Origin of the sequence: Halomonas sp. IOP_6, from assembly GCF_021151565.1 — a bacterium.
GTDB lineage: Bacteria > Pseudomonadota > Gammaproteobacteria > Pseudomonadales > Halomonadaceae > Vreelandella > Vreelandella alkaliphila.
The window spans coordinates 1-26,445 of sequence record NZ_JAIRBO010000005.1; the positions used below are offsets into that span (position 1 = coordinate 1).

General features: G+C 53.4%; 22 protein-coding genes. 9 read left to right on the forward strand and 13 right to left on the reverse strand.

The features are described from left to right. Window positions 1-863 (forward strand): (Fe-S)-binding protein (locus tag K7H08_RS10585; RefSeq protein WP_231657888.1); only part of this gene is annotated, 863 nt, incomplete at its 5' end. Further along, window positions 860-2,221 (forward strand): 2-oxoadipate dioxygenase/decarboxylase HglS, encoded by a 1,362-nt coding sequence (gene hglS / locus K7H08_RS10590; protein WP_231657889.1) that lies wholly within the window; start codon window positions 860-862, stop codon window positions 2,219-2,221. The genes K7H08_RS10585 and hglS, both read left to right, overlap by 4 nt. Before the next feature lie 63 nt (window positions 2,222-2,284). Here the strand turns inward: hglS and amaA are convergent, their stop codons facing one another. The 3 genes from amaA to amaB all read right to left on the reverse strand — a co-directional run bounded on the left by amaA (window position 2,285) and on the right by amaB (window position 6,653). Next, window positions 2,285-3,577 carry an L-pipecolate oxidase gene (gene amaA, locus K7H08_RS10595; protein ID WP_231657890.1) on the reverse strand — a complete coding sequence of 431 codons (1,293 nt, stop codon included), beginning with the start codon at window positions 3,575-3,577 and terminating at the stop codon, window positions 2,285-2,287. A 55-nt stretch (window positions 3,578-3,632) separates the two neighbouring features. Further along, window positions 3,633-5,090: a Na+/H+ antiporter NhaC gene (gene nhaC, locus K7H08_RS10600; protein WP_231657891.1), complete on the reverse strand. Its 1,458-nt coding sequence runs from the start codon at window positions 5,088-5,090 to the stop codon at window positions 3,633-3,635. A gap of 69 nt (window positions 5,091-5,159) precedes the next feature. Continuing rightward, window positions 5,160-6,653, reverse strand: coding sequence for an L-piperidine-6-carboxylate dehydrogenase (amaB, locus tag K7H08_RS10605; protein WP_231657892.1), 1,494 nt, complete (start codon window positions 6,651-6,653; stop codon window positions 5,160-5,162). Between the two features lie 124 nt (window positions 6,654-6,777). Here amaB and K7H08_RS10610 point away from each other — a divergent pair, with 124 nt between their 5' ends. Next, complete coding sequence (locus K7H08_RS10610; RefSeq protein ID WP_038478998.1) at window positions 6,778-7,665, forward strand: LysR family transcriptional regulator; 888 nt, start codon at window positions 6,778-6,780, stop codon at window positions 7,663-7,665. A 151-nt stretch (window positions 7,666-7,816) separates the two neighbouring features. Here K7H08_RS10610 and K7H08_RS10615 read toward each other — a convergent pair whose 3' ends face one another. Beyond that, window positions 7,817-7,963 carry a PAS domain S-box protein gene (locus K7H08_RS10615; RefSeq protein ID WP_231657893.1) on the reverse strand — a complete coding sequence of 49 codons (147 nt, stop codon included), beginning with the start codon at window positions 7,961-7,963 and terminating at the stop codon, window positions 7,817-7,819. Window positions 7,964-8,441: 478 nt separating this feature from the next. Between K7H08_RS10615 and K7H08_RS10620 the strand changes: the two genes are divergently transcribed. Together K7H08_RS10620 and K7H08_RS10625 are read left to right on the forward strand one after the other, a co-directional pair. Further along, a complete protein-coding gene (locus tag K7H08_RS10620; protein ID WP_231657894.1) occupies window positions 8,442-11,546 on the forward strand; it encodes a bifunctional diguanylate cyclase/phosphodiesterase in 3,105 nt (1,034 codons plus the stop codon). A 472-nt stretch (window positions 11,547-12,018) separates the two neighbouring features. Next, complete coding sequence (locus tag K7H08_RS10625; RefSeq protein WP_038478993.1) at window positions 12,019-12,225, forward strand: cold-shock protein; 207 nt, start codon at window positions 12,019-12,021, stop codon at window positions 12,223-12,225. Between the two features lie 135 nt (window positions 12,226-12,360). On the opposite strand, the gene K7H08_RS10630 is transcribed toward K7H08_RS10625, so the two are convergent. Next, window positions 12,361-12,771, reverse strand: a complete 411-nt coding sequence (locus K7H08_RS10630; protein WP_231657895.1) for a GNAT family N-acetyltransferase — start codon at window positions 12,769-12,771, stop codon at window positions 12,361-12,363. 329 nt (window positions 12,772-13,100) lie between these two features. On the opposite strand from K7H08_RS10630, the gene K7H08_RS10635 reads away from it, so the two are divergent. Next, complete coding sequence (locus tag K7H08_RS10635; RefSeq protein WP_231657896.1) at window positions 13,101-13,997, forward strand: LysR family transcriptional regulator; 897 nt, start codon at window positions 13,101-13,103, stop codon at window positions 13,995-13,997. Window positions 13,998-14,009: 12 nt separating this feature from the next. On the opposite strand, the gene K7H08_RS10640 is transcribed toward K7H08_RS10635, so the two are convergent. Together K7H08_RS10640 and K7H08_RS10645 are read right to left on the reverse strand one after the other, a co-directional pair. Then, complete coding sequence (locus K7H08_RS10640) at window positions 14,010-15,515, reverse strand: AbgT family transporter (protein ID WP_231657897.1); 1,506 nt, start codon at window positions 15,513-15,515, stop codon at window positions 14,010-14,012. Window positions 15,516-15,575: 60 nt separating this feature from the next. Beyond that, entirely contained in the window at window positions 15,576-16,730 is a 1,155-nt protein-coding gene (locus K7H08_RS10645) for a M20 metallopeptidase family protein (RefSeq protein WP_231657898.1), read from the reverse strand. A gap of 365 nt (window positions 16,731-17,095) precedes the next feature. Here K7H08_RS10645 and K7H08_RS10650 point away from each other — a divergent pair, with 365 nt between their 5' ends. Next, window positions 17,096-18,412 (forward strand): MFS transporter, encoded by a 1,317-nt coding sequence (locus K7H08_RS10650; RefSeq protein ID WP_231657899.1) that lies wholly within the window; start codon window positions 17,096-17,098, stop codon window positions 18,410-18,412. 34 nt (window positions 18,413-18,446) lie between these two features. Then, window positions 18,447-18,578, forward strand: a complete 132-nt coding sequence (locus K7H08_RS18405; protein WP_269438877.1) for a hypothetical protein — start codon at window positions 18,447-18,449, stop codon at window positions 18,576-18,578. Between the two features lie 33 nt (window positions 18,579-18,611). Here K7H08_RS18405 and gltS read toward each other — a convergent pair whose 3' ends face one another. The 6 genes from gltS to mapR form a co-directional block, all read right to left on the reverse strand. After that, a complete protein-coding gene (gene gltS / locus K7H08_RS10655; protein WP_231657900.1) occupies window positions 18,612-19,817 on the reverse strand; it encodes a sodium/glutamate symporter in 1,206 nt (401 codons plus the stop codon). 78 nt (window positions 19,818-19,895) lie between these two features. Beyond that, window positions 19,896-20,816 carry a formimidoylglutamase gene (gene hutG / locus K7H08_RS10660; protein WP_231658076.1) on the reverse strand — a complete coding sequence of 307 codons (921 nt, stop codon included), beginning with the start codon at window positions 20,814-20,816 and terminating at the stop codon, window positions 19,896-19,898. A 26-nt stretch (window positions 20,817-20,842) separates the two neighbouring features. Then, window positions 20,843-21,553 carry an IclR family transcriptional regulator gene (locus K7H08_RS10665; protein ID WP_038478978.1) on the reverse strand — a complete coding sequence of 237 codons (711 nt, stop codon included), beginning with the start codon at window positions 21,551-21,553 and terminating at the stop codon, window positions 20,843-20,845. A 210-nt stretch (window positions 21,554-21,763) separates the two neighbouring features. Then, window positions 21,764-22,615 (reverse strand): sensor domain-containing protein, encoded by an 852-nt coding sequence (locus tag K7H08_RS10670; protein WP_231657901.1) that lies wholly within the window; start codon window positions 22,613-22,615, stop codon window positions 21,764-21,766. 102 nt (window positions 22,616-22,717) lie between these two features. Next, on the reverse strand, window positions 22,718-22,840 hold the full coding sequence (locus K7H08_RS10675) for a DUF2474 family protein (protein ID WP_084183612.1): 123 nt from the start codon (window positions 22,838-22,840) through the stop codon (window positions 22,718-22,720). 112 nt (window positions 22,841-22,952) lie between these two features. Further along, entirely contained in the window at window positions 22,953-24,362 is a 1,410-nt protein-coding gene (gene mapR / locus K7H08_RS10680) for a GntR family transcriptional regulator MpaR (protein ID WP_231658078.1), read from the reverse strand. 309 nt (window positions 24,363-24,671) lie between these two features. Between mapR and ccoG the strand changes: the two genes are divergently transcribed. After that, complete coding sequence (gene ccoG, locus K7H08_RS10685; RefSeq protein ID WP_231657903.1) at window positions 24,672-26,132, forward strand: cytochrome c oxidase accessory protein CcoG; 1,461 nt, start codon at window positions 24,672-24,674, stop codon at window positions 26,130-26,132. The last annotated feature ends 313 nt before the right edge of the window (window positions 26,133-26,445 follow it).

A 26,445-nucleotide genomic window follows, 5' to 3' on the forward strand; every position in this document is an offset into this window, starting at 1 on the left:
GCGACTCCCCGCAGCTTTCCCGCGCCAGCGTAAAGAAACAGCTACGCGCCTGGGGCGTTGCCGAAGCCACGCCTACCTCGCTTGCGCTGCTGACTGAGCAGCAGCGTGCCAACAGCGTGATAATTGTCCAGGACGCGTTCACCAGCCACTTTGAAGCCAAGCTGGTGATGGATTTGGTGGAACTGCTGTCGCGGCTGAATCTGCGGGTGTTTGTGATGCCGTTTTCTGCTAACGGCAAACCGCTGCAAGTGCAGGGCTTTTTAGGCGCCTTTGAGCGCACAGCGGAAAAACAGGCCAAGCGCCTGCGGGCGTTGGCTGAGTTCGACGTGCCCATGGTGGGGATCGACCCGGCGATGACGCTGACCTATCGCCAAGAGTACGTCAAAGCCCTGGGCCGTGAACAAGTACCCAACGTGCTGATGCTGCAAGAGTGGCTAGCCACGCGTATGAACACGCTAGCACCTCGCCAACTGAACCTAACCGATCCTGGCTTTAAGCTGTTTTCCCACTGCACCGAAAAGACCAACGCCCCGGGCAGCCCCAAAGCCTGGCAGCAGGTGTTTGCGGCATTTGGTTTAGAGCTTGAGCTGATGGCGACCGGCTGCTGCGGTATGTCCGGCACCTACGGCCATGAAACCCGTAATGTCGCAACCTCCAAAACCATTTATGCCCAATCCTGGCAGCCCCAGGTGGAAGCTGACGAAAACACAGGCAAGCTGCTAGCAACAGGCTACTCCTGCCGCAGCCAGGTGAAACGCTATTCTGGGCAAACTTTGCTACACCCGCTTCAGGCGCTATTGGCGCAATTGAGGTCGGTATCTCATCCTTATCCCAACAATATGCAAGAGAGAGCAACGAAATGACTCAACCGAGCCTTCTTTCAACCAATGAAGTGCGTGACCGTTTCTCTAAGGCAATGTCGGCCATGTATCAAGCCGAAGTGCCGCAGTACGGCACGCTGCTTGAACTTGTCGAGCGCGTTAACCAAGAAACACTTAGTCAACAGCCCGAACTGCATCGCCGCCTGGAAGCGCAGGGTGAATTGGCCCGTTTGAGCGTAGAACGCCACGGGGCTATTCGCGTGGGAACCGCTACAGAGCTTGCCATGCTGCGCCGCCTGTTTGCTGTGATGGGTATGTATCCGGTGGGCTATTACGACCTTTCAGAAGCGGGCGTACCGGTTCACTCAACCGCCTTCCGGCCTATCGACGATGATGCGCTGGCGATGAACCCTTTCCGTGTTTTTACCTCGCTGCTGCGTTTAGAGCTTATTGAAAGCGAGGCGCTGCGCCAGCGTTCGGAAGAAATTCTGGCTAAGCGCGATATCTTTACCCCAGGGGCGCGCGAGCTTATTGAGCGCCATGAAACCCAGGGGGGGCTCACCAGCGAAGAGACCGACCAGTTCGTCAAAGAAGCACTGGAAACCTTCCGTTGGCATCAGGATGCGACGGTCGATCTGGAGACTTATCAGGCGCTACATGATGAGCACCGTTTGATTGCCGATGTAGTGTGCTTCCGTGGGCCGCATATTAATCACCTGACGCCACGCACCCTGGATATCGACGAAGTACAGCGCCGCATGCCGGAGATGGGCATGAACCCCAAAGCCGTCATTGAAGGGCCGCCGCGTCGTGAATGCCCCATTTTGCTGCGCCAAACCAGCTTTAAAGCGTTGGAAGAATCAATCCGCTTTGCCGGTGACGCGCAAGGCACTCACACCGCTCGCTTTGGTGAAATTGAGCAGCGTGGAGTGGCGCTAACACCGAAAGGCCGTGCGCTTTACGACCAGTTGCTTACTGAAGGCCGCAAGCAAACCGCAGGCTTGGATAACGACGCACACCAAACGGTTATGCAAAACGTCTTTGCCAAGCTCCCTGATAACGACGAAGCCATGCGCCGTGCGGGGCTAGCGTATTTTCACTATCATCTGACCGAAAAAGGTCAGGCCGCTAACGACGCTGGTAGTGCTGATATTGAGGCGTTAATCGCCCAGGGGCTGGTGGAAGCACAGCCGATTACCTATGAAGACTTTCTACCAGTGAGTGCGGCGGGTATTTTCCAGTCGAACCTGGGTGGTGCAGAGAGCGAAGCCTATGCTGGGAATGCCAATCGCGATGCCTTTGAAGAGGCATTGGGTGCCCAGGTGACGGATGAGCTATCGCTCTATGCAGAGCGCGAAAATGCCTCTAAAGCGAAGGTGCTGGCAAGTTTAAAAAGCTAATCTTTCGTTTATAAAGAACGGCAGCACAGGAATGTGCTGCCGTTTTGTTACGTAGTAATGCCCCTAAATCAGCACCCGTAGACACTGACCCGCATGATATAGCGAGAAACCGCCTTCATAGGCGCAGCTCCACAGCGGGCGGGCTTTGATGGGTTTGGGCTGTGACAACGGCAGCGGCAGCAGGCTGTCATCCTCGTTTGCAATGTAATAAGCAAAACCTTGCCCGACCACTGTGCCGGTAGTGATGCCGCGTCCGTTATAGCCAGTGGCTGACAATATCCCAGGGGCCAGTTCAAAAATACGTAAGGTGTGGTCCGGTGTGAACGCGACCTTGCCGGTCCAGGTGTATTCCCAGCGTACGTTGCCGAGCCCAGGGAAGTAATGATCTTGTATAGTATTGGCCCAACGGGTTAAGTAAGCCAACGGCTTGCCTTCACCTTTCCCCAGGCTGCCCAGCAGTAAGCGGCCTGCCTTATCTCGCCGAATGCTGCTAAGTACCGTGCGAGTGTCCCAAGCGCCTTGCTTTTCTGGCAGTATCGCATCGGCGGCTTCGCCCGTCAGGGGTTCTGACGCCAGTTGATAATAGTGGCCGATAAAGAAGTGTTGTCGAACTTGATTCCAGTCGTCTTCGGTATACGCATTGGTCGCCATGACGACTTTGCTCGCGGTCACGCTGCCGTCTTGAGTTAACACCCGCCAGCGGTCTTCCTGTCGCTCGATGCCTGTTACGGGGCTTTGGCAGTAGAGAGTGGCCCCACGATCCGCTGCCGCACGTGCGAGACCGCGCGTATAGGCGCAGGGGTTGATAGTGCCCGCGCGCTTATCAAGCAGCGCTGCATGTATTTGAGAGGTCCCCGTCATCTGCTCGCATGCCTCTCCTTCAATTAAAGTCACCGGCGCCCCACGGTTTTGTAACTGGTCCCGGCGGCGTGCGAGCTCTTGGCAGCCTTTGGTGTTATGGCCAAGGTGCAGGGTGCCTGTGCGCGTTGGATCGCACTCAATGGCATAGCGCTCAATAATGTCGAATACCTTTGCTGGGGCGCCGCCCAAAATAGTATTAACGCGCTCACCTTTCTCTTCACCTAGCGCGGCCACGATGTCATCGGGTGGAATCCAAAGTCCGGCATTAACCAGGCCAACGTTGCGGCCTGAACCCCCCGTGGGGATATCTCCCGCCTCCAGCAAAATTACCTTGATGCCTTTTTCGGCCAAATGTAACGCGGTGGACAGACCCGTAATACCGCCACCAACAACACAGACCTCGGCCTCTTCCTGGTTCGCTAACGCAGGATAGTGTACTGGGGCTTCCGCGCTCGTTTGCAGCCAAAGGCAGCGCTCGGAGAGGGTCGTTTGCATCTTATAGTACCTCCTGAAAAGAAGCGCAGGTCGGCCTATGGCCGACCCTGTATGGCTATGAAGTAGGTTGGGAGGAGTAGTTGGTTTGAGGTGTATGGGGCGAGTTTTCAGCCGCGCTCTCGGGGGATTCACGAGGAATAAAGCGGCCAGTTAGCGCCCACAGCAGGCCGAATAAAGGGGATAGCCAGCAAGCAAATGCGAAGGGCGCATATGCTAGCGTGGGTACGCCAATCGTCGAGGACACAAACCCACCGCCCATGTTCCAGGGAATCAACGGAGAGGAGAGCGTGCCATTGTCTTCAATGGTGCGTGACAACGTCGAAGTCTTATAGCCCATGGCTTGATACTGGCCTTTCAGCAAGCGACCGGGCAGCACCAGCGTTGTATAAACATCGCCAATAATAGTGCTTACCGCCAGCGTGGTGCCGGAGCTTGTTGCCACTAAGCTGAAGCGCCCTTTAATAAGCCGCATGAGCTGCTTAATAATCGCGTCAACGGTGCCATAGGCTTCTAACATGCCAGCAAAACCCAGCGCGAAGAACGTTAGCGTTACCACCCAGGTCATGGAGAGCACACCGCCACTGCTGAGTAGAGCATCAATCGCCGGATTGCCAGTATCGCTGCTAAAGCCATTTTGCATGGCATCAAACACGGCATGAACGGTTTCGCCCTGAACGCCGATAGCCACTAAGCCGCCTATCGCAGCGCCGGTGAAAATAGTCGGAAAAGGTGGGAATTTGGCAAGTGCTAAACCGATCACAACAAAAGGCGGAATCAGCGTTACCCAGGAGAGCGTAAAGGTGTCATCAAGAGCCTGACGAAACGTTGCAATATCGGTACTTCGTTCAAGCTGGCCGCCATAGCTAGTGCCGAGCCATAAATAAAGCACCAGCGCGACAATCATGGCGGGCACCGTGGTGGCCATCATGCTGCGTATATGGCTCCATAAATCGGTTTCACATACGGCAGGGGTTAGGTTGGTAGTCTCTGATAAGGGCGACATTTTATCGCCAAAGAACGCACCGGATACCAGCGCCCCGCCCGTTAGATACATGGGAATGCCCAGCCCTTCGCCGATGCCCATTAGGGCAAGCCCGAGCGTTCCTACTGTGCCCCAGGACGTGCCTGTGGCAAGAGATACCAAAGCACTAATGACGCAGGTCGCGACAAGGAAGTAAGAGGGTGAAACCAGCTGGAAACCGTAATACATCAGCGTGGGAACGGTGCCGGAAAGAATCCAGGTGCCAATCACCATACCGACCGCTAATAGAATAAAAATAGCGGGCATCCCCAGCTTAACCACCTCAAGCATTGAGGCTTCCATTTTTTGCCAGGGTACGCCACGGATGCGTCCGCACAGGGCACAAATCATTATCCCGAAGGCTAAAGGAATATGCGGGGTAAAGTCAGAGAAGATAAAAAATTGCAGAATTAGAATGGCGGTAGTGGCCAGCAGCGGTAATAGCGCCATCGCGAGGCCCGGCGTCGGGCCGATTTGGACATCGTCACGCATACATCACCTTCATTTTTTTATGTTTTTAGTAAGGGCCCTGCAGGGAGGGGCCCTTATAGAGGGGAAGGGTTAGTCGAACTTAATGCCTTGGGCCAGTGGGAGTTCACGAGAGTAGTTCACGGTGTTAGTTTGGCGACGCATATAGCTCTTCCAAACGTCGGAGCCGGACTCGCGACCGCCGCCGGTTTCCTTCTCGCCCCCAAACGCACCGCCAATTTCAGCACCGCTAGGGCCGATGTTGACGTTGGCGATGCCGCAGTCACTACCAACCGCAGAGATGAAGGTTTCGGCTTCGCGAACATCGGTGGTGAAAATACACGATGACAGACCCTGGGGGACGTCATTATTGGTAGCAATAGCCTCATCCAGCTCTTTGTAGGTGAGAACATAAAGAATGGGCGCAAAAGTTTCGTGCTTGACCAGATCGTTTTGCTCGGTCACTTCAACAATGGCAGGCTCGACGTAGTAGCCTTCGTTGCTGTTGGCGATCTCTACACGGTTGCCACCGAACACCTTCGCACCTTGTTCACGCGCTTTAGCCAGCACGCTTTGCATCGCATCAAAGGCTTGATGGTCAATTAGCGGACCAACCAAGTTACCTTCAAGCGGGTTGCCGATAGACACCGCGCTATAGGACTTCTTAAGACGCGCTAAGATTTCGTCTTTAATGGATTCATGAACGACTAAGCGGCGCAGTGTCGTGCAGCGTTGCCCAGCCGTACCTACCGCAGAGAAGAGAATGGCGCGAGTCGCCATATCAAGATCTGCGCTCGGCGCTAAGATCATGGCGTTGTTGCCACCCAGCTCAAGAATGCTGCGACCGAAGCGCGCTGCCACTTGTGGGCCTACTTCGCGACCCATGCGGGTGCTGCCGGTAGCGCTGATCAGCGCAACGCGAGTGTCACTGACCAACTGCTCGCCAGCGGCACGCTCACCAATAACCACTTGGCTCAGGTGCTCGGGGGCTTCATCGCCGAACTCTTCAATAGCACGCTCTAACAGTGCTTGGCAGGCCAGCGCCGTTAACGGTGTTTTTTCGGAAGGTTTCCAAAGCAAGCTATTGCCGCATACCAGCGCTAAGGCTGAATTCCATGCCCAAGGGGCGACGGGAAAGTTAAACGCTGTAATTAGGCCAATCGGGCCTAACGGGTGCCAGCTTTCACGCATATGGTGACCGGGGCGCTCGGAAGCGATGGTCAGCCCAAAAAGCTGGCGAGATTGACCAACGGCAAGGTCGCAAATGTCGATCATTTCCTGAACTTCGCCAAGCCCTTCCTGGAGAATCTTGCCACACTCCCAGGTGACCAGCTCGCCGAGTGATTCCTTGTGCTGGCGCAGTTGATCCCCAAACAGGCGCACCAATTCACCACGACGGGGGGCAGGCACGCTTTTCCAGGCTTGAAAGGCTTTTTCTGAGTTCGCAATAGCAGTTTCAATATCGCTGTTAGAAGCCGTTGTAAGACGACCAATTTCGCTACCATCAATCGGCGTTGTAACAATCAGGTCGCCGCCTTGATACTGTTCTTTTGCGACGCCCATTTTTTCCATCAGGGAATGAATCATTGCTTCACCAAATATTAAGTTGTGAGTAAATTGGTTACAGGGCCAGTATTGCCAAGCTTGCGGTAGCTCATCAAACGATGTTTGTGAAAAACATCATTCCTTAATTTCACCAAGTGGGATTGCCATGCGTCGTCGAAACTTACCTTCTTTGACCAGCTTGAATTGCTTTGAGGCAGCGGCGAGGCACCTCAGTTTTACGCGGGCCGCGGATGAGCTGAGCCTGACGCAAAGTGCGGTGAGCAAGCAGGTGTCACAGTTGGAAGTTACCCTGCAACATCCGTTATTCAGGCGGGTGAGAAAGCGCCTGCACCTGACGCCAGAGGGGGCGGTCTATCTCGGCGAGGCGCGTAAAATATTAGCCCAGGTCGAAATGTCCACGCGTTATATGCAGTCTTATGGCGTAGAGGCAGATGTGCTGAATATCGCCACGTTACCCACCTTTGGGGCACGGTGGCTTATCCCCAGACTCAACGGGTTCCGCTTTAAACATCCCAATATTAATCTCAATATTTCTAACCGTACCGAACCGTTTGATATGCAAAAAGAGCGCATAGAGGCGGCGTTCTTTTTTGGCCATGGTGTATGGCCGCGGGCTGAGTGTATAAAGTTGCTGGATGAAGAGGTGGTGCCTGTCTGCGCGCCTTCCGCCATGGAGCAGACAACCGTTCGCGACCCATTAGACTTAACAGACATGGTGTTGTTACAGGTTTCTACTCGGCCCGAAGGGTGGCATGACTGGTTTGAAGCACAAGACCTCTATACGGAGCACAGCTACCATGGCCCAAGATTCGATACGTTCTATATGGCGTTAAGGTCGGCCCGCGCGGGCTGTGGCGTCGCCCTAGTGCCAAAATTCCTTGCTCAGGAAGAGCTTGATGAGGGGAAGTTAATCATTCCTTGGCAGTTCTCGCTTAAAAGCCAGGATGCTTACTACATGGCCTACCCAGAGCATATGGTCGACGTTTATAAGCTGCGCGTTTTTATTGAGTGGATACGAGCTCGTTTGGATTAGTTGTTAGTTGTTAGTTGTTAGTTGTTAGGGCGACGGGTAAATAGTCGGGCAGGCGCTTTAGTTCTTCTAAGGGCATGGGGCGTGCGAATAGGTACCCTTGGAGTAGGTCACAGTGGCGGCGAGTGAGGTCTTCTTGCTGTTGCTGGGTAGGTTATTGAAAGGAGTGCGCAATAAACGGGTTAAAATGTGCCCCTATTAAATGAGATGCTGGGTATCCTGTGATACTTTCAAGTGCTTTATTGCAGCGTTGAAAGTGTCCGTTAAGGTCAAATTCATAAACGCCACCAGGGTGATTCACAAACAGGGAGCGGTGCCACTCAGAAAGTGTGCGCCGGATCGAAGCGCATAATGTAAACCAGCGCGTCAGGCAGCATCAATTCTGCCTATTCAATTAGCGCGACCAGCGTTGTGGTGAGTGGCGCTCCGGCGGCGGTCAGCTCGTGGATTTCCTGCTGGGCCTCTAGTAGCGGAAATTCATGGTGCATAACGCGCCCTTTACATGCATGAGGCGCAAGGGTCGTATGACTGTATTTATGTTTAATTCTGACGCGTAGCTATTCAACTCGTACCATGTAACTAAACATAAGTGATAGCAACGTAAAAGTGCTCCTCCTTTATGCTAATTCTCGCGATATCCGACTAAAGCTATTGCATTGCTTGCCGATACTAAAAGACGCCAAAAAAAATGTAAGGAAGTCTCCCATGCGTCATGAGTTCAGGCCGTCATTATTTTGCCCCTTAGCAAACCTTCAGCTCTGTTTCATTGAGGAGTGTTAATGGTTGCACCATTGCCACCGAATGAAGCAGACCGTTTGCGTGCGATGTGGCGCTATATCCGTCATAACCAGGCTCCTGACGCTGTTTTAGATGCTATTACTCGTTCTGCCGCCAAGTTTTTTGACGTTCCAATTGTGCTGATCGGCTTGGTTGAAGAAGAGTGTCAGTGGTTCAAGAGCCAAGTGGGCCCCGAAATTGCCAATATCCCCCGTGACGTCTCGTTCTGCGCTTATACTATTTTGGAAAACGAGCTTTTGGAGGTGGTGGATGCCACTGTGGATGCCCGTTTCCAGAATAATCCCTTAGTCACCGGCCCGCCTTATATTCGCTACTACCTGGGAGCGCCGCTATTGACGCCCGACGGGTTTTCTATTGGCACGCTGTGCCTGATAGATCACCGCCTAAGGGCCATAGGTGACGAGCATAAGCGTCATTTGCAGACCTTAGCCCACCAGGTCATGAGTCATCTGGAATTGCAGCGGCTTCAGCGTCTTGAGCGACTTATTAATCACGCGGGGCTGGGTGTTTGGGAGCTCGATGTAAGCTCCAATACGATATGGAGTAATGAGGCGTTTCTGCGCTTGCATGGCGCTTCGCCGTTAACACCTAGTAGCCGCTTTGAGCTCGCAAGTCACTATTTGCCTGAAGATCGCGACACACTGGAAAGCGGGTTGGGGAGAATCATTCATCAGGGCACTCCTTTTGACGCCTGCCTACGTTTGAAAGCCCCCGGCGAAACGGCGATTACCTGGGTACAGTTAACGGGTGCCTCTATCGACGATACGGTGCCTGCCCGTCATATTGCCGGTACCCTGCAGGACATTACGCTCCTTCAGCGGAACAAACACGAACTTGAGTGGCGTCACCGTATCGACGATCTAATCACTCGCCTGCAAGCGAGCATTATTGCTGGAGATAATATTTCTGATACGTTTTCAGGTGCGCTAGAGGCGCTGCTGTCGCTAACAGAGAGTGAATACGGGTTTATTGGTGAGGTGTTTAAGGATGAGAGCGGAGAGCCGTTTCTTAAGACCCACGCCATTACTGATATTAGTTGGGACGACGCTTCACGGACACTTTACCGTAAGGCACAAGCGCACGGTTTAGTGTTCTCTCAGTTAGACTCACTCTATGGTCATGTTCTGCGTACTGGCAAGCCGCTGATTAGCAATCGGCCTTCCCATGATCCCAGGCGTGGCGGACTGCCTAAAGGGCATCCTTCCCTCGATACGCTGTTGTGTCTGCCTGTCTCGGTGGAAGGCGAGATGGTTGCTATGCTGGGACTTGCTAACTGTGCTAAGGGGTATAGCAATGAAACGCTTACGTTGCTTGAGCCTTTGCTCCGGCCACTTGGTCAACTGATTCACGGCTTACGCTTGCGCCGTCAGAACGACGAAGCCTGGAAGCGCCTGGAGCTATCCTCCAAGGTGTTTTCTAGCAGTCGTGAAGCGATCATGATCTCGGATAGCGATAACCGCATTATTGAGGTTAATGAAGCATTTGAACGAATTACCGGCTATACCCGTGACGAAGTGCTTGGCAAGAACCCTCGGGTCTTATCGTCAGGGCGCCAAACGCCTAGCTTCTATCGGTCACTGTGGGCATCGCTGAACGAGAAGGGATATTGGCAGGGTGAGGTGATTAATCGACGCAAAAACGGCGATCCATTGCCAGAGATGCTGTCAATTTCAGTGGTACGCAATGAAACTGGTGACACTACCCATCATGTTGCCGTTTTTTCCGACCTGACGCGCATCAAGCAGCATGCGGATGAGCTGTTTCGAGCGGGGTATGTGGATCGCTTGACCGCGCTGCCTAATCGCCGCCACATGATTGAGCTTATGCATGAGGCACTTGATAGCAGCAAGCCAGATGAAACCCTGGCAATAGCGGTACTCGACTTAGACGGGTTTCAGGAACTCAATTTGAGATTTGGTCGAGCGGGGGCTGATCGAATCCTGGTGGTTTTGGCTGGACAATTAGTCGATGCGCTAGGGTCAGGTGATCTTATCGCTCGTATTGGGGGGGATGAGTTTGCTTTTCTGCTGCACCGATTTGAGGGTGGTGTTGAGCGTTTAAATCTTATACTTCAACAGGTTACGAAACCATTGACGATGCCTGAACTAGGGGGCACAGATAAGGCGCCGCTGAGACTGACTGGCAGCCTAGGCGTTACTCTCTTTCCTGCTGATCACAATGATCCTGACACCCTGTTACGTCACGCCGACCAAGCGATGTATCGCGCCAAAATGGCCGGTGGTAATCGTTTCGTCCTATTCGATCCTGAGCGCGAACAAGAGCTTAAGGACCTTCAGATCCGGCGCGGACAAATTGCACGTGCACTTGATGCAGATGAGTTTGTGCTCTTTTACCAGCCGCAGTTTGATCCAGTCTTTCAGCAGGTCACCGGTGTGGAGGCGCTGATCCGCTGGCAGCACCCCGAGCGCGGGCTGCTGGCCCCCGGTCAGTTTCTACCCGCGATTTCTGGTAGCGAACTAGAACTGAGCTTTGATGCATGGGTGCTCGAAACAGCGCTGAAGCAGATGGAGGAGTGGCATGCCAGCGACATCATGCTGGAGGTATGCATTAACCTAAGCCCCCAGTCACTCACTCGAGCCGATTTCTTCGATACGCTGCAGGGTGCGTTGGCCGCACACCCAGATGTGTCGCCAGCACTGCTATGCCTTGAGGTACTGGAGTCTGCTGCGCTGGACGATTTGCAAGCCGCGACACAGGTCATGCGTGCCTGTCGCTCGCTAGGGGTGAACGTTGCCTTGGATGATTTTGGTACGGGGTATTCGTCGCTGACCTACTTACGTGATCTGCCCGTGGACGTGGTTAAAGTAGATCGCAGCTTCGTTATCAACATGTTGGAGCGCGATCATGATTTGGCCATTGTTGAGAGCGTTGTGTATCTGGCTAAACGATTCAATAAAAAAGTCGTCGCGGAAGGGGTTGAGAGTAACGCTCACGTCAAACGACTGACAGAAATGGGCTGCCATTTGTTGCAAGGATTCGGTATCGCCCGTCCCATGCCGGCAAAGGTGTTGCAGACGTGGTACGAACATCCCTCAAAAATGCTCAAAGAACTCAACCTTACCTGATAGCCGCTTTCAAGCGTTGATTATTCCTTGGTGAACCATTACAGCGGCCCCTATCAGGCGCAGTTGATTACTGACGAAGAAGAGGGAAAAGCCATGCTGATGTGCGATTTAAGCGTTTGAAGAAGATTTTTTAAAATTGTTTTAAAAGAATGGCTGGCTATATGCCAGCCAATAAGTTTGTAAGTTGCTGTAATGCATATTTTAAATCCTCAATATATTATTAAGCTTTATTTTATGTTCAGGGTAAGCACATTAATATAGATGCTGCTGTTATCTTATTTAGCTCTTTTTCGTATTAGCTGTTGACGTAAGTAATATAGAAGCGCAGACTGATCTCAGTTGGTTAGCAAGTCGAACGTTGTCAGCAGTATCGAAGCATTTTAGCGTTGAGCCTGGTGAAAGTTTCTTGTTCTACCCTCTGTAACTCGGGTATTTCCCCGGCATTAATTTCGCTAAATCGAGGATTTCGATCATGGCAACTGGTACCGTAAAGTGGTTTAACGACACTAAAGGCTTCGGCTTTATTTCTCCTGAAGTTAGCGGCGACGATCTGTTCGCACACTTCTCCGAAATTCAAGCAGAAGGCTTTAAATCCCTGCAAGACGGTCAGAAGGTTTCTTTTGACGTAACTCAGGGCCAAAAAGGCCTTCAAGCTTCTAATATCAAGGTTGTGGAATAAACTCCCTACCGAGATATTAGCTACCGGCTAAGTCGGTAAGCTTAAAAACCCCGCCGTGTGCGGGGTTTTCGCGTTTGTTTATAGAGTAGTCTAAAAAGAATATGCTGAGTTATTAACCGTTATCTTATGAGGGGGCTAAAATTCCAGGCTTAGTCTAAGCATATCTTTGTGCTGAATTCCATTTTCAATGATAGGCTCAGGGTAGTTCTTCAAGAAAAAATCTTTATCAATACAATTAACCCTAAAGCCCTGCCGTTGGTAGAAGGTCAGTTGATAGCCGAATGTACCCGTTCCTACCTCTAAGCGTTGCGCACCAGATGCCTTTACTTTTTCGATAACATGCCTGAGAAGTTGTGTACCAACACCGTTCTGTTGAACCGATGGTGAAACGGCAATGTTCATCAATTCCAGTGCTCTCTCATAAATCGGCTTGATAACACAAACTCCGACTACCGAACCCTTGGCGCTGGCTATGAAGCACCTTGATTGATATAGGTAGCTTTTGATGGCTTCTTCGCAGGGATCCGCTAAAAGAAGTAGCTCCATTGGCACCTCAGAGGGGGTTATCTCAGCTATTTGCAACGATGCATGCTCCTATCGCATTCAGAGTAATTTTCATTCTACTCTTTGTGTCCATGTTCCATGTCTTTATGTGAGCGTGTGGGTGATCTTTTGACTTAATAGGGTTTAGGGCACACGTTCTGGCTTAGATAGGCACGCATGGCCTGCCACTATAAAATTACATTATTTATATTTCGAAAGTAGCATAAAAAGATTGGGAGCAAGCTGCCTTAGATAGGGGCATTTTGTTGCTATTGGTTTGAAAAAGCTGGTGTGCGAGCTCATCGGCACGAGGTTATTCACACGAGATCATCATGACCCTACTGGATAAACGTGCGTTTTACTTATTTGAGGTAAGCAGTTGCGGTGGCATTCGTGCGGCGGCGGAGCATCTGCATATCAATCCCTCTGTGGTAAGCCGCCAAGTACGTGGGTTGGAGAGAGAATTGGGCATGGCGTTGTTGGAGCGTCAAGGGCGGCATGTGACGTTGACCGAAGCAGGCCAATTGGTAGTGGAAGGATTTCTTGCTCAGCGGCGGTTGAATTCAGAGCTGGGAGATACGCTGTCTCGGTTACGCAATTTACAGTCGGGGAAGGTGGTAGTCTCGGTAGGTGATGGCTTTGTGGATAGCTTTATCAACCACGTGATGCGCCGTGTTTCCGAGCATTATCCCGACGTGCTGATCGAGATTAAAACAGGGATTTATTACCCCCGAGAACCCCATGAGATGGTGGCCAGCGACGAGGTGGATATTGCTATTACCTACGGCCCCATTTCAGACCCACGGTTAGTAGTGCACTCTTTTGAGCGGGGGCCGTTGTGCGCGCTGGTAGCACCATCCCACTGGCTTGCCCGCCAAGATAGCGTGTCGGTCACGGAGTTATTACAGCACAAATTGATTTTTTTACCGGATGCCTCGGGCTCGCAGCAGTTCGTGAATGCGCTATTTGGTGCTGCCGGGCAGTTGGCTACGCCTGCCTATCGTTGCAACCTGCATTCGGTGTCTCGAAGGATGGCATGTGCGGGGATTGGCGTGTCGTTTATGACGGCTGCTGCTGCACGCAGCGAAGTAAACGCTGGTTTGCTGAAGGCGATTCCCATTGATCACCCTATGGCCGCTAGTAGCCAAGGCAATTTGGTGCGTAGAGTCGGCAGAAGGCTTTCGCCCGCTGCCGACTATTTGTGGAAGTTAATGATGGCGATGCAGTGACGTACTGAAGTATCAGTTAGCCATCATGTATACGCCTGGGCCAATTGGCCAGCCCATGGCCAGCCAGAACATCAAAAACGCTGACCAGGCGAGCAAAAAGCCTATGGCTAACGGCAGCATGGTGGCTATCAACGTGCCTAGCCCCATATCTGGCTTATAGCGCTGCATATACACCAGTGCTACCGAAAAATATGGGCTCATGGGGGAGATGATGTTAGTGCTGGAATCGCCTATGCGGAACATTGCCAGCACAAAGGCTGGATCGAAGTCGATCATCATCAGCATCGGCACGAATACCGGGGCCATTAACGCCCACTGAGCGGAGCCGCTGGTCATAAAGACGTTCAGCACTGCGCTCATCGCAATAAACGCGCCTACTAGCGGTAGCCCGGTAAATCCGGTGCTTTGCAGAATATTGGAGCCTTCAATAGCAATAAATTGCCCCAATTCTGACCAGCGGAAATAAGCAATAAACTGCGAAATGGCAAAGAACAGTACTAGGGTAGGTGCTAAGTCACTGGCAGACTCCGCCATGCGTTGTGGTACATCACGGCTGCTGGTGATCTTGTCGGTGGTGATGCCGTATACCAAGCCAATAGTGACGAAGTAGCCAAACATCAGTGGCACGAGTGAGCGCAAAAAGGGCGAGGGGATCAAGCCGCCCTCTTCATTGCGCAGTGGTGATGCCTCGGGCACCACGGCAATTAAGATCAGCGCTAGGTAAATCAGTGTGGCAACGCCTACCCGCTTTAGGCCGCGCTTTTCTGCGTCGGTTAATGCCGGTTTTATGATGTCAGTTTTAAAGTCTTTGCTTATCGGTAGGGTGCGTTGCAGCCTCGGCTCTACGATCTTATCGATGACTAACGTGCCAATAATTGCCAGCACAAACACTGAGCAGGCCACGAAGTAGTAGTTATCCACAGGTGAGACGTAGGCGTCTGGGTCTACCAAGCGTGCGGCCTCCGTGGTTATGCCAGCAAACAGCGCATCCCCGACGGTAATGAATAGGCTGGCATCAAACCCGGCGCCTGCCGCTGCGTAGGCGGCAGCTGCACCGGCGATTGGGTGGCGGCCCACCGAGTAGTACACCATGGCGGCTAGCGGGATCAGGATCAGGTAGTTGGCATCGGAGGCAATACTGCCGCAAATACCCGCCATAAAAACGCAGAAAGTGAGCAGAGCGGGTGGTGCTTTCGCCACGCTCACCTGCATCAAGGTCGACATTAAGCCCACTTTATCGGCCAAACCAATGCCAAACATCACCACCAAAATAAGGCCGAGGGGAGGGAAGTTAACGAAGTTACTGACCACGCTGGTCAGCATAAACTCAATGCCATCAGCCGAGAGTAGACTGCGTACCTGCACCACTGCGTCGGTTTGCGGGTTAACCGCTGAAACGCCGAGTGCGGCAAGCAGGGCTGAGACGACCACAACTACGCCAGCCAAAATGACAAAGAGAATAAACGGGTGTGGGAGCTTATTACCCACACGCTCAATAGATGAAAGAACACCTTGCATCGTATTAATCCTTTTTACTTAACGTTATTTTTTTAATCGTAATGAGAGGCCTGCAGAGAATTACGCTCGTGCTAACAGCTCTTTTGCCAGCGCCACAAACATCCCGCCTGCGACCGGCAGAACAGCATCGTTAAAGTCGTAGTGCTCGTTGTGCAGATAGGCGCTATCGCCATTACCGACAAAGAAGAAACACCCCGGTACTTCCTGCAGGTAGAACGCGAAATCTTCCGCACCCATAGTGGGCATATAGTCCAGCTGCTGAATGTCGTGGCTTACTCCGTGCTTGTTGGCAACCGCTAACACACGTTCTGACCACGCAGGGTCGTTAACCAGGGGGGGCACCTGGTGTAGGTGTTCCAGATGAAACTGCGCACTGTGGGCTGCGCATACGCCAGCGGTTACCTGCTCAAGCTTGCCTGCAAGCGCTTCGCGTGAAGAGGGGCGGTCGCTGCGGATATTCACTAGCAGCTCGGCTTGGCCAGGAATCACATTTGCGGCATCGCCCGCATGGAAAGCAGCTACAGTGATCACGCCTGCTTCCAGCGGCGATTTGTGGCGGCCCACTAACCCTTGCAACTGCTGTACCAGCGATGCCCCGACATAAATAGGATCTACCGCCAAGTGCGGCATGGCGGCATGGCCGGAAATACCTTCGATAGTGATTTTATAAGTGTCGTTACCGCCCATAGCCGGCCCTGGTTTAACAAACAGTTGGCCTGTTGGGAAACCAGGGCGGTTGTGGTAGCCAAATATCGCGTCCACCTTGGGGTTTTCCAATACCCCTGCCTTGACCATGATGTCGGCACCATTGCCACCTTCCTCGCCAGGCTGAAATAGCAGTTTAATGTGTCCACATAGCTCGTCACGCAGCGCCATGATGGCCTCGGCAGCCAACAACAGCGTGGCGGTATGCCCATCGTGACCACAGGCATGCATCAAACCTTGCCGTTGGGAGCGATGCTCAAATGTGTTGGCTTCCTTGATGGGTAACGCATCCATATCGGCGCGAAAGGCAATCACTGGGCCTTCGCGACCGGTCGCTAGCTCAGCCATAACGCCTGTAGTGGCAATACCTTCGGTAACGCGATAGCCAAGCGCTCTTAGCCGCTCCGCGACCAGCGCGGCGGTGTTATTTTCCTGGAATTTAAGCTCGGGCTGCTGGTGTAGCCGATGCCGCAAAGCAGTGGCTTCACCAACTTGTTTATCTGAAAACATTTCCTATCCCTACTGTTGTCGGTGCCTTTATTCGGCTTTTTGTAAGCTAAGCGACTTGGCGGGTAGAAAGGAGTCGTTTTAATGACGAATTTGTTGCTTTCAAAGCAACGATGATGGGTTGATACAACCGAAGTGACTTCTTAGCGATGTTATCAACGCCCTTGGCAGCTAGCGGTGAAATTTTCAGTGTCACCTTCTTTTAATGCTTATTTTTAACTTAAGCATTCTGCGTATCGACTAAATCATACCTCTTTGCGGCAGCCACACAGCCGGAGATTGCAATCACCCAGCGAAGTAAGCTATTGGTGGCGCAGTTGATAGATCAGCTTGATGCACAAGACACACACGGCCGTGGAGTGCTCGGTATGAAAACCTTGTCGAACATGGGGTTCGCCCTATTTGGTGCAGCGCTGGTAGCGATTAGCTATGGACTTGCGCGCTTTGCGTTTGGTTTATTTGTGCCTTCCATTAGCGCCGAGCTAGAACTGACAGCGTACTTGATTGGCATTATTGGGGCGCTGCCGTTTATTAGTTTTGTCTTGGCGACGTTGTTCGCACCGCTTGCAGCCGATCGGCTCGGTGCGCGTAATTTAGCGGTGTTGTCAGGTGGATTTGGTGTGGCTGGCCTTGTCTTTATCAGCCAGTCGTCTGGCGCCTTATCGCTCGGCGTAGGTGTGTTTGTCTGCGGCATTTGTACCGGCTTGATGATGCCCGCTCTGACGGCTGCTATGCAGGCGCTGGTGAGCCGAACAATGCATGGCCGCGTTAGCTCTATCATGAATGCTGGCACCAGTATTGGCATTATCGTAGCAGTGCCGACGGTCGTTTTCCTGGCCGATGCGTGGCGCTTTACCTACACTAGCTTTGCTGTTTTGGCAGGCTTAGGGGTCATTGCTGCCTGGTACTTTATTCCTTCGGTCTCTCGGGTTGTGCCAGCGAATGCGGCGCCGCCACCGCCAATCACGCGGCTACAGTGGTCGCGCCTTACCCGGCTATCACTCTTTGCTTTCGCTATGGGGTTTGTGTCTTCGCCGTTCTGGCTTTTTGCGCCTGATTTGGCCGTTACCCTTGGTGAGTTGCCTCCTAATCAAACTGGTTGGCTTTGGTTTGCCGTAGGACTTGCTGGGCTTGGAGGTGCCGTAGTGAGTGATTTGGCTGACCGTAATAACCCTCCTATTACGCAGGCATTAATGTTAATGATGCTGTCTTCAAGCTTGGTGTTGCTTGCTGCCAGTCCAGGCCAGTTAGCATTGGCGATATTTTCCGCCATGGTGTTTGGACTTGCTTACATGAGCTTAACGGGACTGTATCTGATGACGGGGATTCGGCTATTGCCGGGGCGGCTTTCCATGGGGCCAGTCTTGCCTTTCATGGCCTGTGCGCTTGGGCAGGCAGTAGGATCGCCGGTTGTTGGCATGCTGGTGGACGGCTTTGGTTATGCCTATGCATTTTCGCTATTTTCTGTCGTTGGTATTGTGGTGGCGATTATATCGCCAGCTTATCCTGGCCACATTGATTACTGGGCAGACTTGGTGGAAGAATCAGTTGAAGAAGAACCACTGCAAGAGGAGCAGTCCGCTGCTGAAGAGACGGGGCTTCAAGCAGCATATGATCACCAATTGCTGGATGAGAATGGCGAGCCCATCGAAGAGCCCGTTACTAAAGAGGATAACGTGTCCTAATGCGTTTCTGATTGGCGTTATACGGTCGAAAGCCATGGAGGAGTTGGAGCAGGTGCCTGGGGAGCGCAATTTGCCGCGAGGGTTTGCCTTCACCGGTAGCAGAGGTGTGGCTAGAGGTAATGAGTACCTTCGCGGCATCGGCGACAAAAACGACAACGCCAGCTGAATCCAGAGGCTAGCGTTGTCGGACGAACATTGATCAGGCGAAGGCGTTCAGACACCAGGTAATGGCGGGGATGGCGACAATATCGATCAGCACGGCGCCGCACAGCGGGACGATAATGAAGGCCTTATGCGACACCACACGATAGTGCTCGCACACCGCGCTCATATTCGCCACCGCATTGGGAGTAGCGCCTAGACCGTGGCCAATAAAGCCCGCGGTAAGCACTGCGGCATCGTAGTTGCGGCCCAGCAGACGGAACAGCACCACCACGGCCAGGAAGACGATGGCCAAGGTCTGCACCAGCAGGATTAACAGCAGTGAGCCGCCCATCTCCTGGAGCTGCCAGATCTTAAGATTCATCATTGCCATGGTCAGGAAGACGCCCAAGGCTACGTCGCCCAGGGTGGCGAGGGCGTTGTCTGGCATGCTGACCCAGTGGAAGCGATCATTAAGATTGCGTAGCAGGATGGCGACAAACATGGCGCCCACATAACTCGGCAGGATGACCCCTAGGTGAGTTGACAGGGCCTCTTTGAACCACACTCCCAGTACCATGATCGGTACTACGACGGCTAGCACGCGCAGCAGGGTACGGCTGTCGATGGGCGCTTGGGTGGGGCGCTCCTCGGCTTGCAGTTTCTCCAGATCATGCACGTCCTCGGCGACAACCGGAATCTGCCGACGATCGATGATCCAGCGGGCGATGGGCGCGCCGATCAAACCGCCGACAATCATGCCGAAAGTGGCAGAGGCAATGGCGGCAGTAGTGGCACCCTGGGCACCCAGGGCTTCCGCCTCAGGGCCAAAGGCCGCTGCTGCGCCAAAGCCGCCCTCTAAGGAGGTGGCTCCGGCCATCAGGCCGATCAGCGGGTCGAGGCCAAGCAGGCTGGCCATGCCAATGCCCACGCCGTTCTGCATCAGCGCCAGCAGCCAGCAGGCCACTAGATAGATGCCCAGCGCCTTACCGCCCTTCTTGAGCAGCGCCAGGCTTCCACCCAGGCCCACGGTGGTGAAGAAGGCGATCATCAATGGACTCTGCATCGCCGTGTCAAGTTCGAAGGTAACCAAGCCAAGATCGCGCAGCAGCCAGGCCAGCAGGGCGAAGCCGAAACCGCCGATCACTGGGGTAGGGACGCAGAAGTGTTCCAGCCAGTTGAGCCGGCGCTTAAGCCCGGCGCCAAATGCAAGCAATATCAGCGCCAGTGCCGTGGTGGACACGGCATCCAGAGTAAAGTGCATGTTGATGCTCCATGAGTTGTTGTGTGCCGCTCAGGGCGGTCGGGTAGGGGTGGCCGTTGACGACCGGTTAATCGTTGGTTAGCGCGCCAGGCGCTCGACCAGACGGGCCGCCACACGGGCCGTTCGCGCGTCTATATCCAGGCTTGGATTGAACTCGGCTACGTCCACTACTGGCAGCGCAACGCGTGCGGCTAGGTGATCAATGACATCCTCAACCAGGGACAGCTCGATGCCCCGGGCGGAAGGGGCGCTGACGCCCGGTGCAATCCAGGCTGGTAGGGCGTCTAAGCAGATGGTGAGGTAGAGCCAGTCGACCTGTGTCAGCAGCCGCTCCAGAGCGGCTTTCATCGCGGGGCTGTCCAGCGAGCGACACTGCTCGTCGAGCACCCACTCCACTCTCAACGACTCGGCGCGGGCGAAAAGCGCTGGCGTATTGCCGCCACGATTCACTCCAAGGCAGGTGTAGTGGAAGTCGATGCCCGCCTCTTGGCACAGCTCGGCGCACTGCCGAAAGGGCGTGCCTGAGCTGGCGCGCTCGGCCTGGCGCAGATCGAGATGGGCATCCAGATTGAGGATGCCTATGCGCGGCATCGTCGTCTGACGCTGGGCGTGAGCCAGCAGCCCTGAGAAGCTAGCGAAGGCGATCTCATGGCCGCCGCCCAAGCCGATGACCCGGTGGCCCTGTTCGAGCAGTTCGGACACCCGCCCGGCGAAGGCTTGCTGGGCGTCCTCTAAGTTGTCTCCCTGGCAGACCACATCGCCGGCATCATACAGCGGTGCCGTCAGATGATACGCCTGGTTGGCTAGCTGGCGACGCAGCATCAGGGGCCCTTCACTGGCCCCCGTCCGCCCTTGGTTGCGGGCTACGCCAGCATCAGAGCAGAACCCTAACAAAGCGCGCCCCGGCGCCTCGGCCTGGAAGGCCGGACGCATCACCTGATGCCAGCGCCGTGCGTCACCTGCCTCTGTGCTATCGACCCGGCCTTGCCAGGGCGCCATCAGAGCCGCCTCATTATCTGCTTGTGTCACTGCAGGAGTTCTCCCAATCGTTGTGCACTGAGGCGCGTGGCCTCGCTCAGAGTCTCGGCTCGGTCTTGAGCCCGAGCGCTGGGGGCCATCACACTGATCACCGCCTTGAGACGACCGCGGCCGTTGAACACTGGGGCACTGGCGCCCCACACTCCTTGATCGATTTCGCCCACGCTGACCGCCACGCCCCGTAGGCGAATGGTCTCGAGATCGATCAGGGCATCGTCCCGCTCCGCCTCCGAGCGAAGCATCAGCGCCATCTGGCGCTCTTCATCGCTCATCCAGGCCAGCAGCGCCCGAGCGCTGGCGCCCTTGAGTAGCGGTTGCACCTGGCCCCGGTGGTAGCAGCAGCGCAGCGGCTGTGGACTATCGATCATCTCTACGCAAAGGGCGTGGTCACGCACCGCCACCAGCAGCGCCGAGCTCTCCTGAGTGGTCTCAGTCAATTCGGTCAACACTGGGCGAGCCCAGCGAAGCAGCTCGTTGTGGTGTTCGAAACCTTGGTGCAGACGCACCGCCTGAGGGCCCGGCGCATAGGTGCCGCCCTCGCGTTCGCTGACTAGGCCCCAGGCCAAAAGTTGGCGCAGGTGGCGATATGCGGTCGAGACTGGCTGAGCGGTCAGCTCGGCCAGCGACTTCACCGTCATTGCTTCCCCTTGATTAGCTAGGCAGCACAGTAGCGCTAGCATCCGGTCGGATGGCCCCATCGCAATTACCTCAAATTTTGATAAACGATACGCAGCAAAATAGATAAAAGAAAAAAAAGTTATCAATTTTTGATAATTAAAATTCTTAGACTTTAGTCTTGATATGGGAAGGCGGGGTATTGTCGGCGTGAAATAGCAAGGGGCAACGCGATGTTCCAGCGGCATCAGCAACGTCGGATTTTTTAAAACGCCTAACGCAATGGTTGTGCTTTACCGATGCATTTTCACTCTGTACATCGCGCTATCAGCATGCCTGAGCAGCGTATCCGCATCGTCCCCATCGGCGGGATAACAGGCTGTACCAATACTGCAAGACGGCATGTTGATCGCTCCAAATTCTGCGTCCAGCGGCTCGGCCATGATGGCGAGAATCTGATTTACCTTGTGTGTAACGGTCTCCATTGATTGGATGTCCGTCAGTAGAATAGTAAATTCATCACCGCCCATGCGCGCGGCCGTGTCTGTTTGACGTAGACAGCTTTCCAGTCGCCGAGCCACTGTACAGAGCACTTCATCTCCTATGGCATGTCCATAGGTATCGTTAATCAGCTTGAAGTCATTAATATCCAGAAACAGCAGCGCAAGGCTGCTCTGATGGCGATGAGCCGCGCCCAAGCCTGAAACGAGCCGATCATAGAAGAGTGATCTATTCGTCAGCTTTGTTAGTGGATCGTGATGGGCAAGGAAGCGTAATTCTTCTTCGGCTTGTATTAGGGCTGTTACGTCTCGAGCAACGCCGATGCGAACTTCTTCGTCTTCATACCAGCGAGCAGACCATAGAATGTGCACAGTGCTGCCATCCTTGCGGAGGTAGCGGTTGCGGAAATCGATGTGTTGTTGACCGCTCATGACCCGCACAATGGAAGCTTGCGTGAGCGCGAGATCGTCAGGATGCATGTAATGGGTGATTAAAGTGCCGGTCAGTTCATCAGCACGGTAACCAAGCAGTGACTCGCAGGCATCACTCACAAACAGGATCTGATGGTCTTTATCGACCACGAAGACCGTGTCCAGCATCAGATGCACTAGTTTGGGATAGAGCGCTTGCAGGTCAATTGGCATAGGCTAATCCGGTTAACATTGTTCAATGGCAGGCAAGTTGCCAAAGAGCGATCATAACCTATGACCCAATGTCTAATACGTTGACCAGACAACGTAAGTCTTTTAGCTGGTTAAGCCCACTAGCCCCATCATGAGCTTAATTCCCAGTGAAAGCAGTAATAGAACACCAACACTCGAAAACCAAATGATCATTAACCAGCCTAAGCGCCTAGCGAGTGGTTCTATCTGGCTATTTGCTAGATTACTTTATTAGTAGATGTTCTTCATGGCAGGCTTAGTTTTTAACCAAAAAACCATATCAGTTAGGAAGAGGGGTGAGCTACAGAGCGGCAGGGATTTAAAACAGAGTTAATAGCTGTCCTAGGGTTTCCATGCCCCGCTCGCTGCGTGCTGTCCACGGGTGGCCATAGCTTAAGCGTACGCAATGCCGGAACTGCTGAGTTGCGGAAAAAATGGGGCCTGGCGCCAAGCTAACACCATGGTCGAGCGCCATGTTGAATAAGCGTAGTGAATCAACTTTTTCAGGAAACTCTACCCATAAAAAGTAGCCGCCATCAGGCCGAGTGATACGTGTTTGGGTGGGAAAGTAGCGATCTGCAGACGCCAGCATACTACCTTGTTGGGCTTCTAGAGCGTGGCGGAGCTTACGTAAGTGACGGTCATAGCCGCCGTGCTGTAAATAGTCGGCAATGGCTGCCTGTGCGGGAATGGAAGGCGAAATAGTCGTCATTAACTTCAGTCGTGAAATAGCTTCGGCGTAGCGCCCTCCCGCTACCCAGCCAACGCGATAGCCAGGCGCCAAACATTTCGAGAAAGAGCTGCAGTGAATGACTAGCCCCTCATCATCAAACGCTTTCACTGGGGTAGGCGGTGTGCTGCCAAAGTACAGCTCGGCATACACATCATCCTCTAGCATGGGGACTTGGTGCTGCTTTAATAGTTGATAAAGGGTCTGCTTTCGTTCATTGCTTAGGCTGGCGCCGAGCGGGTTTTGCAGATGGCTCATAAACCAGCAGGCTTTGATAGGTAGCGACGCCAATCGCTCTGCTAGCACATCAAGGTCGATACCCTCGCGTGGATGCACTGGAATCTCCACTGCACGCAGTTTTAGCCGCTCCAATACTTGCAGGCTGGCATAAAACGCCGGGGACTCAACCGCCACCAAATCGCCAGGTTGGGTCACGCATTGCAGTGCTAAGTTGAGCGCTTCCATCGCGCCATTGGTAATCACTAGCTCTTCCATTGGCAGCTGAATGCCTCCCAGCATGTAGCGGAGAGCGATTTGTCGGCACAGGTCGACATGCCCGGTGGTCATGTCGGCCACTACCTGCTGAGGAGAAAGCTCGCGCAGACCACGTGTCATGCTAGTGCTCAGCCGAGAAAGTGGGAAAAGCTCAGGGCTTGGGAAAGCTGACCCAAAAGGCACCGTTCGATCATCCTGCAGTGAGTCGAGCACCGAGAACACTAGCTCACTGACTTCTACTTCCGCTGGGTCGGTGGGCTGCAACGTCACACGTGGCTCGCCCAGCAAGCGCCGAGCATGTTCACGAACAAAATAGCCTGAGCGCGCTCGTGCTGTGATGAGACCGCGGTTTTCGAGTAAGTAGTACGCCTGAAACACCGTGGATGGGCTGATCCCATTGTGACGACTGGCCTGGCGAACCGACGGAATTCGCTCCCCAGGACCAAGCACGCCCTGACGAATCAGCGTGGCTATCTCATCGGCAAATTGTTCGTAACGTTTCATGGGATAAACCGTCGGTGCGTTGAGGATAGCACCAGGATACTCCATCACAGTTTTAGGTGGCACAGGTGAGACTCTCTGCTAGAGGGAAATGCCACTGTGACGGATGTGGGAAATTTAAAACAGGCTCAAATCCATTAATAAAAAGCATATCAGAAGGTAGCTTTATAAGCTGTTTAGGCTCAACTGATACGCAATATTTCTCTAAAACTGCGCCTGTTTGTTAGTCAGCGTAGTGGGGATAGTGGTGGTTAATAATCGGCGACGCCCCTCGACCGTATGACCTCCATTCCCTCTTTTCTGGATATCGGTATGACGCAACGCATTCCATTGCAAAACCTAACCACTGAGGCAGCGGTTGAACACCACTCGCCTGCATCTAATGATTCCCGCCACCAGCCTTCTAGTAGCAACCCGTCCAATAATAAGCCACCCCAGCTTGGACATATTTATGTGCGAGAAATTGGTGGTTTTTTTCAGCGCATCCGGCGCTGCTCAAACTGGTTGTTAATGGCGCTGTATTTTGGCTTGCCATGGATTAATTGGGGGGGGCGGCCGCTGGTGTGGTTTGATCTTGCTGCGCAAGAGTTCCATATTTTTGCGGCGACGTTTTATCCACAAGACTTTATCTTGCTCACCTGGATCTTGGTGTTGTGCGCGTTTGGCCTGTTTTTGATCACGGTAGCGGCGGGGCGCGTGTGGTGTGGCTATAGCTGCCCGCAAAGCGTTTGGACCTTTCTGTTTATCTGGTTTGAGCATCGCTTGGAAGGGCCACGGCACCGTCGCATACGTCGTGATAACGCATCACGTACCTTTGACACGCTTTGGCGCAAAACCGCTAAGCATACGGCTTGGTTGCTAATCGCGCTGGCAACGGGGATCGCCTTTGTCGGTTACTTCACGCCGATTAGAGCGTTGGTGGTAGATTTTGTCAGCTTGAATGCGCATCCCTGGGCGCTATTTTGGATCGGCTTCTTCACGGTTTTTACGTACCTGAATGCGGGTTGGCTACGCCACCAAGTATGCCTCCATATGTGTCCTTACTCGCGTTTTCAGTCGGCAATGTTCGACGCCAATACACTGATTGTTTCTTATGATGCTGCGCGTGGTGAACCTCGTCGTAATCATCATCAAAAGGGTGCTGAGGCATCCAGTGTTGGTGACTGCATCGATTGTGAGCTGTGTGTTCAGGTGTGCCCAACAGGTATCGATATTCGTGATGGACTGCAGTACGAATGCATTGGCTGCGCCGCGTGTATTGATGCCTGTGACAGCGTCATGGCACGGATTAATAAACCGCTTGGCCTTGTGCGGTATACCACGGAGCGCGCGTTGGAGGGTAAAGACACCCGTTTCTGGCGCCCTCAACTGATCGCCTATGCTGTGGCGCTGCTCTCTATGGTGGTGCTGCTCGTTGGCTTCTTAAACACCCGTGTGCCCATCGATGTAGATGTTGCGCGAGATCGCCAAGCGTTGTTTGAAGGTACTGAAAGTGGACGCATCGTCAACTACTACAACGTAACGCTGCGCAATCAAGATACCGATCCTCACCGCTATGTGTTAACGGCATCCGGCTTGCCAGGGCTGCGCTTACAAGGCATGGAAACCATTGACGTAGAGGCTAACGAGACTCGCCGCTTACGGGTTGCTCTCAGCGCCGATGAGGGTGTTTTGACTCAACCCAGCCACTCCATTGAGCTGCGCTTTACATCGCTGGAAGAACCATCGGTAACGCGTGTGAGTGAAACGCGTTTCCTGGGGCCGTCGAGATAACCGTCTTTTTCTTGGTCAAGATGATGACGTTGACTAGCTATGCTGCCTTCTAGAAAAATCTAGTGGGCAGCATCGGTTGTTCTTAGTGTTTTCTTCATATTTTCGTTAGTGCGCTTCACTTTTTTATTGCGCAACTTACAAGCGTGGGATATAGCGGGCGGTACCACTTGCAGAGTTCTTTATATTGATGTTTTTTTATATGACATCAATTGGTTACGTTATAAAAATAGCAAATTCTCTAATTATCAGAGATCATATGTAAATGTAAAAAACGCTTACGCATGAATCATTGCGGTATATTTCAAGGTAGAGC

Bases quoted from the DNA above. Each gene is read 5' to 3' on its own strand.
- K7H08_RS18405 (WP_269438877.1), top strand. From the start codon at position 18,447: ATGGAGGAGTTGGAGCAGGTGCCTGGGGAGCGCAATTTGCCGCGAGGG.
- K7H08_RS10645 (WP_231657898.1), bottom strand. From the start codon at position 16,730: ATGTTTTCAGATAAACAAGTTGGTGAAGCCACTGCTTTGCGGCATCGG.
- K7H08_RS10635 (WP_231657896.1), top strand. From the start codon at position 13,101: ATGACCCTACTGGATAAACGTGCGTTTTACTTATTTGAGGTAAGCAGT.
- K7H08_RS10620 (WP_231657894.1), top strand. From the start codon at position 8,442: ATGGTTGCACCATTGCCACCGAATGAAGCAGACCGTTTGCGTGCGATG.
- amaB (WP_231657892.1), bottom strand. From the start codon at position 6,653: ATGATTCATTCCCTGATGGAAAAAATGGGCGTCGCAAAAGAACAGTAT.
- K7H08_RS10625 (WP_038478993.1), top strand. From the start codon at position 12,019: ATGGCAACTGGTACCGTAAAGTGGTTTAACGACACTAAAGGCTTCGGC.
- gltS (WP_231657900.1), bottom strand. From the start codon at position 19,817: ATGCACTTTACTCTGGATGCCGTGTCCACCACGGCACTGGCGCTGATA.
- K7H08_RS10650 (WP_231657899.1), top strand. From the start codon at position 17,096: ATGAAAACCTTGTCGAACATGGGGTTCGCCCTATTTGGTGCAGCGCTG.
- K7H08_RS10640 (WP_231657897.1), bottom strand. From the start codon at position 15,515: ATGCAAGGTGTTCTTTCATCTATTGAGCGTGTGGGTAATAAGCTCCCA.
- hutG (WP_231658076.1), bottom strand. From the start codon at position 20,816: ATGGCGCCCTGGCAAGGCCGGGTCGATAGCACAGAGGCAGGTGACGCA.
- K7H08_RS10670 (WP_231657901.1), bottom strand. From the start codon at position 22,615: ATGCCAATTGACCTGCAAGCGCTCTATCCCAAACTAGTGCATCTGATG.
- K7H08_RS10665 (WP_038478978.1), bottom strand. From the start codon at position 21,553: ATGGGGCCATCCGACCGGATGCTAGCGCTACTGTGCTGCCTAGCTAAT.
- K7H08_RS10630 (WP_231657895.1), bottom strand. From the start codon at position 12,771: ATGGAGCTACTTCTTTTAGCGGATCCCTGCGAAGAAGCCATCAAAAGC.
- nhaC (WP_231657891.1), bottom strand. From the start codon at position 5,090: ATGCGTGACGATGTCCAAATCGGCCCGACGCCGGGCCTCGCGATGGCG.
- K7H08_RS10610 (WP_038478998.1), top strand. From the start codon at position 6,778: ATGCGTCGTCGAAACTTACCTTCTTTGACCAGCTTGAATTGCTTTGAG.
- mapR (WP_231658078.1), bottom strand. From the start codon at position 24,362: ATGAAACGTTACGAACAATTTGCCGATGAGATAGCCACGCTGATTCGT.
- amaA (WP_231657890.1), bottom strand. From the start codon at position 3,577: ATGCAAACGACCCTCTCCGAGCGCTGCCTTTGGCTGCAAACGAGCGCG.
- ccoG (WP_231657903.1), top strand. From the start codon at position 24,672: ATGACGCAACGCATTCCATTGCAAAACCTAACCACTGAGGCAGCGGTT.
- hglS (WP_231657889.1), top strand. From the start codon at position 860: ATGACTCAACCGAGCCTTCTTTCAACCAATGAAGTGCGTGACCGTTTC.